General features: G+C 67.1%; 18 protein-coding genes. All 18 read right to left on the bottom strand.

What is annotated here, in order from left to right; all coding sequences use genetic code 11:
• Positions 1 to 296 precede the first annotated feature (296 nt).
• The 18 genes from ACQRA4_RS08680 to ACQRA4_RS08595 all read right to left on the bottom strand — a co-directional run bounded on the left by ACQRA4_RS08680 (position 297) and on the right by ACQRA4_RS08595 (position 15,425).
• Complete coding sequence (locus tag ACQRA4_RS08680) at positions 297 to 1,229, bottom strand: hypothetical protein (protein ID WP_427822682.1); 933 nt, start codon at positions 1,227 to 1,229, stop codon at positions 297 to 299.
• Entirely contained in the window at positions 1,226 to 1,825 is a 600-nt protein-coding gene (locus ACQRA4_RS08675) for a YmfQ family protein (protein ID WP_427822681.1), read from the bottom strand. Before ACQRA4_RS08675 ends, ACQRA4_RS08680 begins: the two co-directional genes overlap by 4 nt.
• Complete coding sequence (locus tag ACQRA4_RS08670) at positions 1,815 to 2,879, bottom strand: baseplate J/gp47 family protein (protein WP_427822680.1); 1,065 nt, start codon at positions 2,877 to 2,879, stop codon at positions 1,815 to 1,817. The genes ACQRA4_RS08675 and ACQRA4_RS08670 overlap by 11 nt, the downstream gene beginning before the upstream one ends.
• 66 nt (positions 2,880 to 2,945) lie before the next feature.
• Positions 2,946 to 3,443: a phage GP46 family protein gene (locus tag ACQRA4_RS08665; RefSeq protein WP_427822679.1), complete on the bottom strand. Its 498-nt coding sequence runs from the start codon at positions 3,441 to 3,443 to the stop codon at positions 2,946 to 2,948.
• A complete protein-coding gene (locus ACQRA4_RS08660; protein WP_427822678.1) occupies positions 3,440 to 4,075 on the bottom strand; it encodes a phage baseplate assembly protein V in 636 nt (211 codons plus the stop codon). Before ACQRA4_RS08660 ends, ACQRA4_RS08665 begins: the two co-directional genes overlap by 4 nt.
• Positions 4,072 to 5,148, bottom strand: coding sequence for a phage baseplate assembly protein (locus ACQRA4_RS08655; RefSeq protein ID WP_427822677.1), 1,077 nt, complete (start codon positions 5,146 to 5,148; stop codon positions 4,072 to 4,074). Before ACQRA4_RS08655 ends, ACQRA4_RS08660 begins: the two co-directional genes overlap by 4 nt.
• A complete protein-coding gene (locus tag ACQRA4_RS08650; protein WP_427822676.1) occupies positions 5,141 to 6,376 on the bottom strand; it encodes a DNA circularization protein in 1,236 nt (411 codons plus the stop codon). The genes ACQRA4_RS08655 and ACQRA4_RS08650 overlap by 8 nt, the downstream gene beginning before the upstream one ends.
• Positions 6,377 to 8,365, bottom strand: a complete 1,989-nt coding sequence (locus tag ACQRA4_RS08645; protein ID WP_427822675.1) for a tail tape measure protein — start codon at positions 8,363 to 8,365, stop codon at positions 6,377 to 6,379.
• 63 nt (positions 8,366 to 8,428) lie between these two features.
• Positions 8,429 to 8,923, bottom strand: coding sequence for a hypothetical protein (locus ACQRA4_RS08640; protein ID WP_427822674.1), 495 nt, complete (start codon positions 8,921 to 8,923; stop codon positions 8,429 to 8,431).
• A 159-nt stretch (positions 8,924 to 9,082) separates the two neighbouring features.
• Positions 9,083 to 9,436 carry a phage tail tube protein gene (locus tag ACQRA4_RS08635; RefSeq protein WP_427822673.1) on the bottom strand — a complete coding sequence of 118 codons (354 nt, stop codon included), beginning with the start codon at positions 9,434 to 9,436 and terminating at the stop codon, positions 9,083 to 9,085.
• 12 nt (positions 9,437 to 9,448) lie between these two features.
• Positions 9,449 to 10,924 (bottom strand): phage tail sheath C-terminal domain-containing protein, encoded by a 1,476-nt coding sequence (locus ACQRA4_RS08630; RefSeq protein WP_427822672.1) that lies wholly within the window; start codon positions 10,922 to 10,924, stop codon positions 9,449 to 9,451.
• A 3-nt stretch (positions 10,925 to 10,927) separates the two neighbouring features.
• Entirely contained in the window at positions 10,928 to 11,149 is a 222-nt protein-coding gene (locus tag ACQRA4_RS08625) for a DUF2635 domain-containing protein (protein ID WP_427822671.1), read from the bottom strand.
• A complete protein-coding gene (locus ACQRA4_RS08620; RefSeq protein WP_427822670.1) occupies positions 11,146 to 11,697 on the bottom strand; it encodes a hypothetical protein in 552 nt (183 codons plus the stop codon). Before ACQRA4_RS08620 ends, ACQRA4_RS08625 begins: the two co-directional genes overlap by 4 nt.
• Before the next feature lie 166 nt (positions 11,698 to 11,863).
• Positions 11,864 to 12,355 carry a phage virion morphogenesis protein gene (locus ACQRA4_RS08615; RefSeq protein ID WP_427822669.1) on the bottom strand — a complete coding sequence of 164 codons (492 nt, stop codon included), beginning with the start codon at positions 12,353 to 12,355 and terminating at the stop codon, positions 11,864 to 11,866.
• Positions 12,356 to 12,479: 124 nt separating this feature from the next.
• Complete coding sequence (locus tag ACQRA4_RS08610; protein WP_427822668.1) at positions 12,480 to 12,899, bottom strand: phage protein Gp36 family protein; 420 nt, start codon at positions 12,897 to 12,899, stop codon at positions 12,480 to 12,482.
• A 5-nt stretch (positions 12,900 to 12,904) separates the two neighbouring features.
• Positions 12,905 to 13,840: a hypothetical protein gene (locus ACQRA4_RS08605; RefSeq protein ID WP_427822667.1), complete on the bottom strand. Its 936-nt coding sequence runs from the start codon at positions 13,838 to 13,840 to the stop codon at positions 12,905 to 12,907.
• Positions 13,840 to 14,259, bottom strand: coding sequence for a DUF2190 family protein (locus ACQRA4_RS08600; RefSeq protein ID WP_427822666.1), 420 nt, complete (start codon positions 14,257 to 14,259; stop codon positions 13,840 to 13,842). The genes ACQRA4_RS08605 and ACQRA4_RS08600 overlap by 1 nt, the downstream gene beginning before the upstream one ends.
• The gene (locus tag ACQRA4_RS08595) at positions 14,259 to 15,425 is read right to left on the bottom strand and encodes a phage protease (RefSeq protein WP_427822665.1); all 1,167 of its coding nucleotides are present in this window, start codon (positions 15,423 to 15,425) and stop codon (positions 14,259 to 14,261) included. The genes ACQRA4_RS08600 and ACQRA4_RS08595 overlap by 1 nt, the downstream gene beginning before the upstream one ends.
• Between the last annotated feature and the right edge of the window lie 513 nt (positions 15,426 to 15,938).

Below are 15,938 nucleotides of genomic sequence, written 5' to 3'. Positions count from 1 at the left end.
GGGTTATTGTTTTGCACTTCGCCTTTCCGAGCTTGGGCGCTGGGCGGGGACGGGAGCGCGGGTGGGTATAACGCGCCGGGACTGCCCAATATAGAAGGCTATGCATTAATTCATACATATTCTGGGGCAACTGCCGGTGGCGCGTTGTCATTTAGCAATTTCTCCATGAACCATCCCCACCAAACAGGAGCAAATTGGGGTGGTGCGTGGTTAAATCTGAACGCATCTAGGTCAAATTCAGAGTATGGCGCATCGCCCACCGTCATGCCGCCAAGTATTAACATGCCTGTGATTATCTATCTCGGACGGCCCAAATAGATAATGACAGGCTGCCGGATATGGGACGGCACTGTCTCTGTGCCGCTGCGCGCCACACGAGCGGAGTCAAAATCTATTGGGGCATACGCCCATGCCCTTGACTCATCTACCCCCGAAAACTTGCTTTGCGAGTCCTGCGTCGGCCCCGCCGTAAAACCAAAAACACCGGATGCGACCAGTTGATAATCAAGCAAAAATCCCTGATTTGGCGCACTCTCCCGGTAAAATCCGCCAGTGAGCCGCTGCATCTGGTCTTCGCCCCACGCGCCCGCGTCCGCCCCTTGGCCCAGCGTCCAATTTCGGAAAAACTGGCCGCCATGCAAAGGCAGGTATAATCCCGTGGGGTTAGCGGCGTTGGGCCGAAACTTGCCGAGGTTGGCCGCCTGTGTTTCCGCATCGGCGTCCCACGGCAGCAGCATGCCCGTAAAGCCGCCCTGCTCGTAGACCTCCGCAAGCTCCGGCCAGTCCTCAAACTCCACAAGCGATCCGTCCGGCCAGGCGTGGTTGGCCGGCAATGCCGCGGAGCGGTGGAACCTGGGCGCACCGATGGAAAGCTTGCGGAGTTCCTCCAGTCTCGCCACCGTGGCGTCCGCCTTTTGAATGACGGACAGCACGCCATCTTCGTCCACTGTAAGGGTCGTGCCGTCAGGCTTGACCAGGCCGACATTCTCATCCGTGGCGAGCGGCACCTGGGCGCCGATGATTTTGCAGATGGCCTGATAGAGCTGGGTCAGGTCTTCCGCGCTGGGGGTCAGGCCCGCCTGCCGGATGACATGCACAAGCTCGCGCTGGCCGGGTTCGAGCGCGGCCGCGGGAACGGGCGAGCCCAGGATGCCCAGTTCCGGGTTGCCGTCAATGTAGTGGGCGCTTTCGCCCTGTGCTTCCTGCCCGATGGGCGGCGCGTATTTCATGCCGCATCCTCCTCGTAGCCGACAATCAATATGGTATGGGCGGGCGCGTAGAGCCGGAGCAGACATTCCAGATCCTCGCGCCGCGCAAAGTCCAGCAGACGCTCGCCGGGCACGCTGGCCCCGCAACGGAAACGCGTGACGCGGCTTCCCCTGACCACCACAGACCAGCAAAAGCGCACGTCATGGTCACCGTTGAGCCTGTCGCCGCAACGCGACAGCCCGGCCAGAAATGGCCGATACTCGGTAACACTGATGCCCAGGCCCATGAGGGCGGCCAGGCTCTCGAACCACGCCGCGCGCTGGCCGCCCGCCCCCGTGAGTTGAGCCACCACGGCGGCGCGACGCGCCTGGAGGGTGCTGTCCCAGGCGATGGGGCAGTCACCGGGCAGGCCGCAAACGCGCTCCCAGTCCGGCAAAAGCTCCGTGGCCCGGCGCGGATCGGATTCCCGGATCAGGTCTTCGCCGCGCTGTTCCGCGCGGGCGAACTCCTGGGCGAGCCCGTCCAGCAGACGGCCCCAGACGCTGGCCGGGTCCCGCGGCAAGGCGCGTCCCGGCGGCTGGAGCGCGAAAAGCTGGGCCTGGTAGTCATTCATCATCGGAATCTTCCCATGTAATGCTGCCAGGTACGGCCATGCGGCCCGTGGCGAGATGCAGGTTGGCGGCGGGCGACAGGAGGACGTGGTCCTCCTCGCCCTCGGCCAGGCTGATGGCCTCGCGCAGCCGGGAGATGACCACCACGCCCCCCGGCTCGGCCTCGCGGCGCAACTGCGCCCAGACGGCCGCCGTCACGCTGGCGCGCACGCGCGGCGTGTCCGGGCTGATGCGCAGGTCAAGGTCCACGGGATACGGCACGGGCGCCACCACATAGACATCCGCCGTGACAGGCCGCAGCCCCTCGATGTGCGCCTGGACGCGGGCCACGTCATCGGGGTGCGGGATGCCGTCGGCATACGTCTCGTCCATGCAGAAACGCACGGTGACCGAACCGCGCCCCATCTCGCCGGGATAACACCAGGCGTGGGTCACGCCCGGCACTTCCAGCGCCCAAGCCACATAATCGCGCATGGCGCCGCCGCTGGGCTGTTTGCGGATGCGCGTCAAAAGCCGGGCGCGGAGGCCGGCGTCGCTCTCCTCGTCCGCGCCGCCCGTGATCTCGCCGTCAGAGACGCCCCGGGCCTCCAGCCCCAGAACAGGCGCGGCAAGCTGCAACGGCGTGGCGGCCCCGGCATTGCCGGCAAGTCCGGCTTCCGCCGCCTCTATGGCCACGCGCACCTGTCCCTCGTGTTCGGCCACGTCGGCCAGCGTCAGATAACGGACACCATCAGCGCGCAAAAGCTCCGTACCGGCCGGGAGCACCGCGCCGGCGGCAGCGGGAAAAACGGCGTAGCTCGCTGCTTTTGTGGCCGCCTTGCGGGTGACGCCCCAGATGCCGGCCCAGCGGTTGAGGTGCTCGACCTCGGCCGTGTCGGGCATCAACTGGAGCGCCAGCCAGTCCAGATAGCCGTAGAGCCCGTGCGCCACGCCGCCCTGCATGCGGGCGAGCACGGCCAGCAGACGGCGACGCAACCAGGGCGCGCCGTCAAGGCGGCTGTCCATGTCCGCCTGGGCGCGGTCGATGAGGGCGATGAGGTCGGGGCGTTCAAAGGGCATGGGCAATCCTCAGTGATGTTCCGGGTAAAATCTTTTGAGGAATTTCACAAAAATATTTTCCGGCGTTCAGGCTAGGGGATATTCCAGCCCCTGGCGGTATTCGCCGCCATCGGCCAGGGAGATGCGGATGTCCAGCATAAGCCAGCCCCGGCGCGGCACGGACGGCGTGACGCTGACACCGCTTGCCACGCCGTCGTCAATGAGCCAGGCAAGCGCCTCTTCGGCGTAGTCCTTCGCGCGGCGCACGACCTCGGCAAGCTGTTTTTCGCGGCCCAAAAGCCAGAGCCGGGAGCCGATGCGGTCATGGGCGGCGGCCGCGTCCTCGCGCACGGTGAGGCCGCCGGAGGCCAGGGGCGCAACGCTGTCGGCCCACCAGCCGCGCCGGTAGCCCGTGCCGTCCGGGATCACGTCATCCTCCCGCGCGCGGGCATCGCAGAACAGCGAGAGGATGACCGCCGTCTCAAGGCCGCTTTCCGCCGCCAGATCGCCGCCGCTCATGGCGCAATCGGAGGCCATCCCGGCCCAGACAAGACGCAGGTCGTTGGCTTCGGCGCGCATTGTCATAGCGGTTTCCCCGTGACGCCGCCGGAATCGCCGGTGTGGGTATGTTCCGCCAGGGAGACGCCCCGGCCCCGCACATCGCCGGAAGCGGTGATGGCGCCCGTTTGCGTGGTGTCGCCGTTGATGGCCATATTGGCATTGATGGCCGCGTTGCAGCCGCCCTCCCCGCCGAGGGCGAACGACGGGGTGGCATAGCTCACGCCCTGGGAGGCCCTGACCGTATAGACTTTCGTTTCCACGGTGGCGTCTTCCTGTGCCATGATCTCCAGATGCAGGGTCTCCAGGCGCATGTGGCGCTCGCGCATGAGGTGGATCTTGTCGCCCTCGTCGGTATAGACGCAGACCTCGCCGGACTTGAGGCTTGTAACGCGCACCCGGCGGTCGCCGAAGTTGAGGCCGATACATGCTCCACGCTGTCCGGCCACATTGAGGATGACGCCTTCGGCGCCGGGGAGCGGGTTGCTGGTGAAGCCATACGGCTCCAGATGCTCCACGTCGGTCTGCGGCTCGTCCGCCAGGATGGTCACCTGGAGGGTCTGGCAGCCGGGCGCGGCATTGACGCCCGCCAGCACGGCGCGGCTGATGAGCGTGGCCACGCGGCGGCGCAGGGGATCGAGCAGGCGATTGAGGTTCATTCGGAAACCCCCGGCCACGTCGTCGTTTCCTTGCCCTTTTTGCCCTTGTCGCTCTTTTGCGTGACGGGAATGAGGTCGAACGCCTCGGCAGGATGCAGGGTCATCTCGGTTATGCAGCCATTGTCGTCCATCTTCCAGGTGACTTCGGTGATGAGCCAGGTGACCACCAGCAGATCGCCGGTCATAATGTCCGCCAGCCGGTTGGGCTGCCAGAGCTCGCCGGGTTTCGCGTACCAGCCGCAGACCCTGGCGCGGGCGTTGTGCCCCTTGCCGTAGCGGATATTCACCTCATGCCGCGCGCGGCGCGCGGCATTGCCGAACTCTTCCTGCTCGGCCACCAGCGTGAGCGGGCGATACCTGGGCACGGCCGGGTCCTTGGCGACGCCCTTGCCCTGGGCGCAGGGCGCGGCGTTCCAGCCGGAGCTTCCGGCGCTCTGCCCCTTGACCGTGATTTCACTGAAGCGATTCTCCATGCTGGATTGCATGGAGAGGTGGAGCAGGTTTTGCCCAAGGGAGAGGGTGGCGCCGGCCTTTTCCGTGCCCGCGCGGGTGATGACCAGCCTCCCCCGGCCGTCGCTGGTGAGCATGACCGCATTGGCGCGCGCCAGCTTTTCCAGCATTTCAAAGCAGGTGTCGCCCTCGTCGCTCTTGAATGACGGCACGGGCTTGTTGCACTCGCAGGCCACCACCACCTCGATGCCAAAGAGCGCGGCCCAACGCCGGGCCAGATCCGGCAGGGAAGCGGCCCTGATCTGCGTCGAGGGCGGGCAGCAGTCGACCAGGTCACACGTCTTGTCCCGACCGGAAACGCGGTAACTGTGCGTGGCGGCATCCCAGGCGGCCTCCACCTCGTCGATATAGCCGGTGATGACGGGCGTCTTGTCGATGAGCACGCGGCAGGCGCAACCGGCCCTGATGGAGCGGCGCGATTCCTGCCCTGGCCAGCGGTCGGTGAGGTCAAGGGAGAATGTGCCCGCGCACTGCTCCAGGCCGCGCCTGATCTCGATGCTGGTCCAGCCGCCCCAGAGTTCCCCGGCCACTTCGAGCCTGATGTCGGGCCGTTCGTCACTCACTGAGCACCTCCAGGGCTGTTGCGCCGGGCACGCGGCCCGGATGGCGGATGCGGTTTCTGCTCACGATCTCCTCCGCCCGCGCGGCGTCGCCATGCAGACGCCAGGCGGCCACAAGGGCGGGCATGGTGGCGGGAAGTATTGCCCGGCGCACACGCGGGAGCTCGCCCCCTCTGGTGGTCAGGTCACGCGCCACGTCAAGGCGCAGGCCGGAAAGAGCGGCAAAGACCGGGTCTGTGGCTATGGGCGCCACGGCCTCCAGACCGTCCAGCACGGTCTTGCGGCAGGCCAGGGCGTCGTCGGCCGTCACAAACTCCAGCCTCGCGCTGGCGGCCGCGTCTTCCATGACCACCACCTGGGCAATCTGGCGCTTGAGGACCGTGGCCGGGGGAATGGCGGTAACGCTGTTGACCGCCAGCAATTTGTCCAGCACCTCCCGGTTGCGCGAGGGCAGCGCATCCGCCGGGCCGTAGCGGTAATAGCCGTCCTCATCCACCTGGCCGGAGCCACCGGCCAACAGGCCGAGGTCAAAGCCCAGGGCCAGGGCTTCGGCTGCGCCGAGGCTGCCGAGGAGGCCGCCGAAGATGCCGGAGAGCGCGTCAAACAGCCCGGACGGGGCGCCGATGAGGCCGCCCGCGAAGTCCAGGGCGTCGGAGATCAGGGCTTCCGGGAGTTGCAGATATTCCATGGCCCAGGCCATGCCGTCATTGAGCGCGGAAAGGCAGGTCTCCAGTTCCTGCGCCAGCGGCGCATAGAGCGCGGCGAAGCTCTGCCGCAACGCCTGGCGGCAGTTCCCCGCGCTCGCGGCCACGGCCTGGGCCGTGTCCGCTTTGGCGCCGGGGTTCTCGCGCTGTCCGGCCTCCACAAAGTCGATGTCAAACTCGCAATAGCCGCCCTTGCTCGTGGTCTCGCGCAGGGAAAAGCGATCCACGGCCACAGTCAACTCGCCGAGCCACGGATGGATCAGCGTTGCCGGGCCGTAGGCGGTGAGGGCCTTGCGCAGGGCGTCGCGGGCCTGAACGTAGTCATGGCTCCGGCCCTGGACGATGAACGCCCTGATGCGCCATTCCCCGGCCTTGCGGCCCAGGTCTTCGGCGAAGGGCAGGTCGCGCAGCGGATATTCGTGTCGGGCCAGGCGGCGGCCGCCGGACTCGTCCGCGTCGTCGACCTCAAAAGGAACGCCGCGGAAACTGGCCTGCCGGAGCGTGGAAAAGAAGGAGGAGCGCGGCATCTAGCCCCCCAGCATCCGGCTGTGGCTCACGCCCGCGCTGAGGTTCACCTCGCCGGAACCTCGCGCGATGCTGGCCGTGGCATTGCCCTGGACGTTGACGTCAACGCCCACGCCCCTGGCGCATGTCTGCTGGAAGAGCGCCGCGGCCTCGCGCATCTGCTGCGCGGCCCGCGTCACGGCCTCCTCCGTCGAAGGCTTGCCCGTGAACCAGTCGGCCACGCCGGAAAGCCACGAACGCGCGGCCTCGCCGATGCTCTGGCCCAGCTTGGAACCGGCAATGCCGCCCACCACGCCGCCCAGGGCTCCGCCGATGGCTGTGCCCAGACCTGGCGCAATGGCTGTGCCGATGGCCGCGCCCACCTTGGCGCCCAGGACGCCGCCCGCAAAGCCCCCGGCAGCCTCGCCGCCCGCCTCCACCACGGCTCCGGTTTTTTCGCCGATGGAAGCCTGGTCATCCTTCCATATCTGATACACATCCCAGGCCGCATACCCGGCTGCGGCAACGCCCGCGGTACGCCCGGCATTGCGGGCGGCGCGCCGCCCCGGAGCCGGCGCTTTTCCGGGCTTGCCGCCGCCCGCGCCCACGGGCGGCACGGCCCCGCCATCCTTGCCCAGCATGGCGTCGCGGGTGAGGCTCATCTGGCGGTTGACCACATAGACGGGCAAGGGCAGCTTGAGGCCGGCAAGCCCGGACGCGCCGGAGAGCGCCGCCCCGGCTGCCGTCTTTTTGCCGCCCCCGAACCAGCCGCGCACGGCCTGCCCGGCGTTCACGGCCTTTTTTGCGGCAACGGCCGCGCCCAGCCCGGCCGCCAGGATGCCCGCGCCCTGGAGCGCGGTTTGCAGACGCTGGGGGTCGATGGCGTTGAGGATGTCGGCCAGCTTCTGAATGGGTTCGGCCAGGTTGGCGTCCGCAAAGCGGCCCCAGGTGGTACGCAGGCTTTGCAGGGCCGCGTTGGCGGTTGTGGCGGCGCGCGCCGAGTCCCGCTGCACGGTGGAGCCATCGGCTTCGATCGCCATGAGTTCGCGCAACTTGTCGATGCCCACCTTGTCCATGAGCGCGTTGAAGGCGCGCAGCGCCTCGGCGTCGAACACATCCGACAGATTGACGCGCGAGTTGCCCGCTGCTTTGAGGATGTTCTCAATGAGTTCGTTGGCCGGGCGCAGCACTTCACGGCCTTTCTTGAGTTCTTCGGGGTCAAAGACCTTGACGCCCTGCTTTTGCAGGAACGCCAGTTTCTTGCGGTCGGAGAAGGTGCGCAGCATGGCTTCCCAGGCGGTCGACGCCTGTTCCGAAGAGCCTGTGGCCATGCGGATCATCTGAAGGACCGCGCCCATTTCGCGCATGGCCTGCGGGCCTTTGCGGCCAAGTGACGTGTAGGCCGTGACCACGCGCGGGCCAAGGGCCGCCAGATCCTTGAGGGTGAAGGCGCCCGCCTTGCCCTGGGCGATGAGGATGTCCACGCTGGCAAGCGCATCCCTGGCGCTCATGCCCTGCTTCTGGAACTCGGCGAAAATGTCGCCCACGGCGCCGCCGTCCGCTCCGGCCGCCTGAATGGCCAGACCGATATTGCGGATGTTCTCCTCCACGAACTTGAGATCGCCGGTCTTTTCCATGACCGATTCCACACCCGCGAGGATCTGCGAGGGGTCCACGCGGATGTTCGGCGCGTTGGCCACATCCAGGATGCGTTCATGCAGGGCCTTGATGTGCTCGTCGCTGGCGTCCGCCGTGATACCCAGGCGGGTGAGGCGCTCCTGGAGGGTCATGGTGCTTTTCACGGCCAGGGCGGCGGCGCCGCCCCCAAGGATGGCCGTGTAGCGGTTGCCCAGCCTGTCCAGTCCCGCGCCCGCCGTCTGTGCCGCGCGGGAAAGCCCCTGCATGGCGGCCCGGCCTTTTCGGGCCAGACCGCCCAGGGCGGAACCGTACTGACGCGCGCGGGCCTGGATATTGCCCGCAAGGTCGATGATGATCGAGGTTTTCAGCGCCATTGCATGTCTCGGAGTGTGTGGCAGAGGGTCAGCAGGCGGGGCACGGGCAGGGCCAGGGCATCCCTAAACGGCATCCCCGTCTTGCGGGCCGCCGTGGTCGCCAGCAGGAGCGTCGTTTCCCCGGCCCGCAGCAGATCGCCCCCGCGCCTGCAACGCCTCCGCGTTGCGGGCGGCCGCCGAATCCAGCAGTTCCACGCCCGTCTGGAGGGCCGCCAGATCGCGCCCGGTGCAGCGCCCCAGTTCCTCAACGGCCAGCGGGCCGTCAAAGGTTTCGCCGCTTTCGCCCTCCAGCCGGGCCACCTGGCGGCGCAGGGCCTCGCGGCCCATGCGCGCCGGGCTCATGACCAGGGAGAGCGTGCCGTCTTTGGCATAGACCAGCCGTTCGGCCTCCTCCTGCGCTTCCAGGATGTCCCCGGCGGTCAACTGACGCAAAATGGCGCGGGTATATGTCACCTTGCCCAGGGTCAGCCCGTCGGCAAGCGGCACGATGACGCGCCCGGCCTCGATCACAGCGGCGCCCTCCATGATGCGGGCATCGGTGATTTCCGTCCTGTTCATCGCTTCCTCCTAATCAGCGTATTTGCTTTTGAAATTTGCAATTTCAAAAGCGGCGCCGCCATCATTTCGCCTGAAAAACGCGGTTTTCAGGCTCATTCGGCGCGGGCGCCCGCTCTCGCGGCCGCCGGAAGCGAATGCCTTTTTCAAAGGCAGTTCGCTTTACAGCCGTTCGCAGCTCATGCCGGAAAACTTGACGTCCACCGTGCCGTCCTTGGCTTCCAGCTTGCCGGGCTCCAGCACAAAGGCGTTGCGCAGCACATAGCGGTCGCCCGTGTCTGTCTCGAACAGCACGGTGGCGTCGGTAATGGTGTTGAAGGCGGTCAGATCCGTATCCTTCGCATGGAAAACCTTGCACTCCAGTTCCGGAGCCGAGGTTTCTTCCGTGTACCCGTGGACCTTGCCGCCGCCCGCCTTGGCCTCGCGCTTGACGCCGCCCACGTCCAGACTGGCGCCGTCCTCGCAGCGCCATTCCTTGCCGTCCACGCGGATGATGGCTTTGCCTGTGAGTTGCATGGTTCCTCCTTCCTACAGCACGAACCGGGTCTGCATGGCGAAGATGCGGAACTGGTTGACCAGATCCGGCGTGGCCACCACGTCCAGACGGTTGCGGTCATCCTTGTTGCGCTCCACCACCAGGTCTGCCTTGAACGCCTCGGCGTTTTCCAGCAGCCCCTTCTCCTCCAGCTCCGCATGGAGGGCCACAAGCTCGGCGCGGATGACCGAGGGCGTCACCACGGCCTGCCCGGCGCCGTAGCGTGTGCCGTCATCGGCCAGCTTGCAGCGCGGGAACTTCTGCATGATGCGGCTGCGCACGGCATAGCGCCAGTAGCCCAGGGTGGCCGGGGTCTGCACGTCCAGATAGCTCGGATCGGCCATACCCCAGGAGTTTTTCTGGTACATGGTGACTTCGCGCTCGATCTGCACAGTGTCGTCGCTGGCCACCATATAGGTGGCCATGCCGTCAAAGAGCAGGATATTGCGCTCTTCCATGTTCCAGCGGTCTTCACGGGCCGGCGCCCTGATGCCCGTCAGTTCCAGCGTCTGGAGCGGGCGGGCGGGATCGTCGGCAAGGCTCGTTGCCGCGGTCAGGGCATAGGCCGCCGCCATGTCCCAGGGATTGCTGGGCGAGGCGCCCAGGGCCATGACAGAGACGAGTTCAGAGTTGCCCGCGTTGCCGAAGGCCGAGGCTTCGGCCAGGGTGCCGCGGAACGCCCCGAACACCTGGCACTCCTGCTGGCGCAGGGGGCCGAACTGCGTATCCAGCCATTCCTCCAGCACGTCGCGCTCGCTCTTGGCGAGCCACGGGCAGGCCATAGCCTTCCACCAGGTATCGCCCAGGGCGGCGATGATGCCGTCCATTTCCGGCGCGCCAGCGCCGTTGCTCATGGCCGTGCAGGCCACATGCAGCCCCTTGGGCAGCGCATCGTCGCTGGCATAGTTGACGCGCAGGTCAACATCATTGCCGGTGGCGCCCTTCCAGCGGCAGGTGAGCAGGATGCTCCCGGCCTTGTCGGTCTGCGCCTGGGCCTTGACGGGCAACTCGCCGTCGGCGTTGATGGCGGCGGCCAGCCGTCCGGCCAGCGTGGCGAGCGCCTCGCCGGGCTGGGCCACCACACGCACACGCTCGCCCCCGATATAGAGGCTGATGAGTCCGGCCTGGGAGCAGGCGCCGGAAAGCGTCACCTCGCCCGTGGCGGCAACGGCCGCATCCGGGTCGGGCACGGCAAGGCCCCAGGTCTCAAGGATGCCGCCCTGACGTTTGGCGTAACGGAACATGGAGGCGATCATGGAACCCCGGCCCCAGAGGCGCGCCGCCTGGTCGGCGGACGTGATGAGGGTGGGAACCATCAGTGGGCCGTCACAGTCCGGCTCCGCCGCGCCCAGCAGAAGGACGCGCCACTCCATGACCGGCGTGGCCATGAGCGCGCCGGAATTGTCGAACTCCACATAGCAGAGCGGAACGCGCACATCGGAAGGAATCTGATTGAAGGAAACTGCCATGATTTACTCCTGTGCGGCGGGGGCGGGCCGGGCCTGCTTTGTTCCCGCCATATCTCTCGGCTTTTCGGCGGTCATCTCGGCGTCGCCGTCTTTCACGCGCCGCAGCCAGTAGGCCCGGTGCGCTCCCATGACGATGGCCGCGCCTTCCGGCGGGATGACCTCGCCCGTGGCCGGATCGCGCAACAGCGCGCCGGGGCGGGCGGGTTTGATGAATGCGGTGTTCATACAGTCTCCGTTGCCGGCTTTTCCGGGCCGGGCAGGTTGATTTTTTGGGTGATGGCGCCGTCCGGCGTCTCGCGCGCATAGCAGCGCAAAAAGTCGTCCAGTTCCGGCCTCCTGATGTTGTTGCTCACGTCCACGCCCTGGTTCCAGGTGACGGCCCAGAGGGCGGTGTGCCCGGCGTCCAGATTGCCGGAATAGAGGTTTTCCGCCCGGACGCTGGCGGGCGCATCGACATCGCAGCCGAAGCGGTTGCCCTCCAGGGCTTCCAGCACGGCGCCCACGATGGCCAGCGCGCCCTCCTCGGCCGGCTCGCCCTTGCGGCCCGTGCCGCAGACGATGATGGCCGCCAGCGAAAACGTGGCCAGCGGCGCGCCGCCCTTGCTCGCAAGGCCGTCCACGCCCATGAGCGCCACATGGACGGAGGGGGAGCGCACGGCAAGGCGCGCGAGTTCCGCCTCGTCCAGTCTGCCGCCAAGCCCCGCCACCGTGACGGCGGGGAGCTTCGCGGCCAGGTCGGCCACGATGGCCCGGCGCAGATCGACGGGGTTCACAGGTCCACCAGCTTGCGGAGCCAGGCTTCGGTCATATCCTTTATCTCCTCTTCTTTCGCGCATAACGCTCGGTCGCGCGTCCCTGCGCGACACTCGCTGTCGCTTGCAAAAGGCGCGGCTTTTGCTGCGCTCCGCTGCGCGGCTGCCGCACATCCTGTGCGGCGGTTCACAGGTTCACCAGCTTACGGAGCCAGGCTTCGGTGATGTCCTTGATCTCGGCCTCGTCATCGGCGCTGATGCCGAGGTACGGACGCGCGGGAATGGTCACGGAGGCGCGCGGCCCGATGCCCGGCACATTGAGCGCCCGCCGGTTCCTTGGCCGGATGATGCCGCCGAACTGGTGGATGCCGCCGTATTCCTTGTTGGTGCCCACTTCCAGGCTTTTGGCGTTGACGCGGGCCGCCAGGGAATCGCGCAGGTGCCCCTCAAGGATGAGCGTCTGCCCGCCCGTTTCGAGCGCCCGGCGCGATTTTTTCCAGTGGCTGCCGTCCGGGGCCTTGCCCTGGTGGAAACGCAGGATGGCGCTTTCACGCAGGCCCCCGGCGATGAGTCGCAGGAGCGGTTTGAAATCCGCTTTGGCGAGCGCGCGCTGGAGCCGTTTTGCCAGGCGTTGCAGGTCCGCGTCCTCATAGCGCAGGGTCAGGGTAGCGCCGGACATTACAATTCTCCTTTCAGGAGAAGCTCGGTCGCGCGTCCCTGCGCGACACTCGCTCTCGCTTGCAAGCGGCGCGGCGCTTGCTGCGCTCCGCTGCGCGGCTTGCCGCCCATCCTGCGCGGCCGGTTCATAACTCCTCCAGCTTGCGGCGGAAGTCCGAGGCCGGGAAGCTGTAGCCGATGCCCGCGGCCGCCTTCTGCGCCGGGGCCGGCACAGCGTCCGCGCCCAGGCTCACCTGGCCTTCGCCGATGGCCTGGAGCAGCGCCCGCGCCTCCTTGCCCCGCCGCTCATAGAGCGATGACTCGGAAGCGTTGTTGCGCGGCAGCGCCGCCACGGCAAGGTCCACGCAGATGCGCCGCAGGACCGGCGGCGCGGGCACAAAAGGCACGGCGTAGCGGGCCGAGAGCGTCACGTCGATCTCGCTCGACGCCTCCTCCAGCGCGCGCAGCACCGGGGCCGCATCGACCTCGCCTTCTTCCGTGCGCCCGGCCCAGATGTAGAGTTCCTGCCCGTAGCGAGCGGAAACGTCCTCAAACGTCGCGTACATGATCGCTACACCGCAATGACGTTGCGCAGCAGACAACCGGCATCCTTGGCCAGCACCAGTTCCTTCAGGCTCTCGCCCGCGCGCACGCGCACGCCGCCGCGCAGGCCGATATTGCCGTCCGGAGTGGCGCCGGCCACGGGCGTGCCGTAGGGCACGGTGACGCCCCAGGTGACGCCGCGCTGTTCCGTGGCCGCCAGATCGCGGTAGTGGAAGGCGATGGTCGGCCCCCAGACGCGCTCCAGGCTGGGCGCGCGGCCCTTGGGCGTGCGGGAGACGCGCGCCGGGCCGATATGCAGGGCCGCAAGCTCGAAATGGGCCGTGAACTCCTCCGGCGTGACCTTGGCGCTGCCGAGGCTGCCCTTGATGGCCTTGACCAGCTTGGCGTTGCGCGAGAGCTTGCTCCAGACCAGACGGGACATGACGGCCACATTGGGCCGCACGATGGGCGTTTCCAGCAGATCGAAGATCAGGCTTTCGGCGTCGGTATTATCATTGTCCACGCCCTGTCCCGCGGTGAGGGTCTTGACGTTGGCCGAGGCATAGTTGCCCGCGTCCTGGACGATGGAGGCCACGCGACATTCCCGGTCCAGGCGCAGGAGCCCCATGATGTATTCCGTGCTCTCGCCGGTGACGTTGCGGCCGTCCCTGGCGCCCTGATCGATGTCGTCCTGCGGGATGGGGTCTTCCAGACCGTAATCCTCGATGGCCGCCGTTTTTTCACTGGAGGCCCAGTTCACCTCGTTGGGCACACCCTTGCGGCCCACGCGGGTATCGGGCCGGGAATAGCTTTCCAGCCCGTATTCCTGATACTTGAACTCGCGCTTGCCCACGGCCTTGACGCGCGGCATGACCAGATCGGCGATATAGTCCGCCGGCTGCTGCATGTAGGCGATGGCGATTGCCGTCAGTTCCGGCTGGGTGACAAAAGGCGTGGTGGACATTAGCTGTTTCCTCCCTGCGAGGGCGGCGTGGCCGCCTCCTCTTCCTCGACCACCGCGGCGAACAGGCCGGGGGCGTAGATGTAGTCGATGATATCGCCGGCGGCCTGGGCCGCCATGAGCGCAAAGCCGATGATGTGCTGGCCGGTGGCCGTGGCCTTGACGGCCCGGCCCTGGGCGTCGCTCGTGAGAGCATCGCCGAAAGCCACGGCGCCCCCGGCTTCCACTTCCGGCTGTGCGGACATGGCGATGTCCGCCCGGCCGTTGGACTGGCGCCCAAGCTCGTCAGTGGTGCCGATGAGCGTTTCGCCGGGGTCGGACGCCTGGGCCACAAACCAGGCCGTGTCGGCAAAGGTGACGATGCGGTACGGCGCGAGATCGCCCTCCACATCCCAGGTCTTGAACAGACGGGTGGTGGCCATCACTTGCCCTCCTTCCTGCCCGCGCGCACGGCGTCCAGCGCGTCGGTGATGCTGATGGTGCGGCCCGCGCGCCGGGCCTCCTCCTGGTAGTCCAGGGCCGCCTGCGCCGCCTGGCGGGGCGTGAGGCCGTCCACCTGGTCATGCGTGTCGCGGCTGACCTCGGCAAACTCCACCTGTTTGGGCAGGCGCTGGAGGAACGCGGTCATGAAGGCCAGCGGGGTCACGCCGGCGGTCTTTCCGTCCGTCTCGGCGAACTCGAAAGTGAGTCCATCGTCGAGGCTCGCCATGAACTCGGCGAGCCCCCGCGTCTGCGCCGGGGTGAGGCGGCCCGCGGCCACCTGCTGTTCCACCAGCGCGCGGGCGCGGGTCAGCCGGGCGTCGGCCTGGAGCGCCGCCACCTGGGCGGCAAGTTCGTCCGCCTTTTGGCGGGCTTCGGCGAAAGCCACAGCCATCTCCGGGGCGGCCGGAGTGGCCGCCGTGGCCGTGGTGGTTGCGGGATTTTCGGGCATGGGGATCTCCTTTTTTGCAGGGGGTTCGGCGAAGGCGGGAATTTCCGCGGCGCTCGCGGCCGCCTGAGCGGCATCTTCCTGAAGCCCGCTCACCGTCCAGGCGGGCAGCACCCGGTCGGCGGTTTCCGCGCCGTCCTTTTCCACGATGTATTCGCGCAAGCCCCGAAAAGCGTCCGCCAGGCGGCGGAGCAGGCCGGGGCTTTCGGAAAATTCCACGGTCACGCAGCCCGCCTCGTCATCGCCCTCGGCGAACCGGACAGGCGCAAGCCCCTTGACCGCGGGCGGTTGCGCGCCCAGAAAGCCCACATGGCGCAGATAAAAGACGCCGGGTTTCGGATTGTGGGGCGAATCCGGCGCGTAGAACGAGGCCGAGACTTTTTTGTACCGTCCGGCGCGGACATCCTCGGCAAAGGCGGGTTCAAGCTGGCGCGGCGTGGCAAACAGCCCGTCGGCGTCGGCCCTCAGGCCGGCGACCCAGCCGAAGGCCGGGGCGTTGGCCGCCGGGTGGCCGATGACCAGGGGCGCCTCGTGCAGCGCCGGATCATAGGCCGCCGCCGTGGCTGCCAGATCCGCCGCGGAAAACTCCAGCGCGCGGCCCTGCATGGCCGTGTGACGGCCCGGCCGGAAAATGTGGATGGGGGATGGAGCCTTGGGCATGCTGACCTCCTTGGAAGGTCAGGATGCCAGGGGCGGAGAGAAACTTCTTTTTACGGACGTGAAAAAAGCCCCGCGGAGGGCGGGGCTGTGAAAGGCAGGGTACGGGGTGTATGGGAGCGCGTCAAGAGACATGCGAGAACCCGTTTAAAATTGTTTAAAAACACTGAAACACTCCAAGGGCGACCGTGGGCAGGGACAGACGGAGAAAACGCCCGCAGGAGCGAAGTTTGACGTTTTTCCAAAAATGCTTATGCTCTTTTCAAGGCTGTGTATCAGCTCAGAACCCTCCCCCAGGAGGGACTCCGCCCCGGCAGGTTCCGGGGCGGTTTTATTTCCGGCCATTGCAACGAGCGAAATAGTATTGCACTCCGTGCAATAATCCTCTAGAGTTCGTTCACGGAGCTTAAACACTCCCTGTGAGCGGACGCCGCTCTTTCGCCTTTCCGCGAGTCGCGGCGCTTTTTCATTTTCCCCTCTGGGGGCACGTCCCGCGCATCAGCCGGGAGTGGGCTA

It is taken from the genome of Desulfovibrio sp. SGI.169, from assembly GCF_050313595.1.
In the GTDB taxonomy this organism is placed as follows: Bacteria; Desulfobacterota; Desulfovibrionia; order Desulfovibrionales; family Desulfovibrionaceae; genus Desulfovibrio.
The sequence above is the reverse complement of the archived record's forward strand: the minus strand, read 5'-3'. Positions and strand labels throughout refer to the sequence as shown.

Bases quoted from the DNA above. Each gene is read 5' to 3' on its own strand.
- ACQRA4_RS08680 (WP_427822682.1), bottom strand. From the start codon at position 1,229: ATGAAATACGCGCCGCCCATCGGGCAGGAAGCACAGGGCGAAAGCGCC.
- ACQRA4_RS08675 (WP_427822681.1), bottom strand. From the start codon at position 1,825: ATGATGAATGACTACCAGGCCCAGCTTTTCGCGCTCCAGCCGCCGGGA.
- ACQRA4_RS08670 (WP_427822680.1), bottom strand. From the start codon at position 2,879: ATGCCCTTTGAACGCCCCGACCTCATCGCCCTCATCGACCGCGCCCAG.
- ACQRA4_RS08665 (WP_427822679.1), bottom strand. From the start codon at position 3,443: ATGACAATGCGCGCCGAAGCCAACGACCTGCGTCTTGTCTGGGCCGGG.
- ACQRA4_RS08660 (WP_427822678.1), bottom strand. From the start codon at position 4,075: ATGAACCTCAATCGCCTGCTCGATCCCCTGCGCCGCCGCGTGGCCACG.
- ACQRA4_RS08650 (WP_427822676.1), bottom strand. From the start codon at position 6,376: ATGCCGCGCTCCTCCTTCTTTTCCACGCTCCGGCAGGCCAGTTTCCGC.
- ACQRA4_RS08645 (WP_427822675.1), bottom strand. From the start codon at position 8,365: ATGGCGCTGAAAACCTCGATCATCATCGACCTTGCGGGCAATATCCAG.
- ACQRA4_RS08640 (WP_427822674.1), bottom strand. From the start codon at position 8,923: ATGAACAGGACGGAAATCACCGATGCCCGCATCATGGAGGGCGCCGCT.
- ACQRA4_RS08635 (WP_427822673.1), bottom strand. From the start codon at position 9,436: ATGCAACTCACAGGCAAAGCCATCATCCGCGTGGACGGCAAGGAATGG.
- ACQRA4_RS08630 (WP_427822672.1), bottom strand. From the start codon at position 10,924: ATGGCAGTTTCCTTCAATCAGATTCCTTCCGATGTGCGCGTTCCGCTC.
- ACQRA4_RS08625 (WP_427822671.1), bottom strand. From the start codon at position 11,149: ATGAACACCGCATTCATCAAACCCGCCCGCCCCGGCGCGCTGTTGCGC.
- ACQRA4_RS08615 (WP_427822669.1), bottom strand. From the start codon at position 12,355: ATGTCCGGCGCTACCCTGACCCTGCGCTATGAGGACGCGGACCTGCAA.
- ACQRA4_RS08610 (WP_427822668.1), bottom strand. From the start codon at position 12,899: ATGTACGCGACGTTTGAGGACGTTTCCGCTCGCTACGGGCAGGAACTC.
- ACQRA4_RS08605 (WP_427822667.1), bottom strand. From the start codon at position 13,840: ATGTCCACCACGCCTTTTGTCACCCAGCCGGAACTGACGGCAATCGCC.
- ACQRA4_RS08600 (WP_427822666.1), bottom strand. From the start codon at position 14,259: ATGGCCACCACCCGTCTGTTCAAGACCTGGGATGTGGAGGGCGATCTC.
- ACQRA4_RS08595 (WP_427822665.1), bottom strand. From the start codon at position 15,425: ATGCCCAAGGCTCCATCCCCCATCCACATTTTCCGGCCGGGCCGTCAC.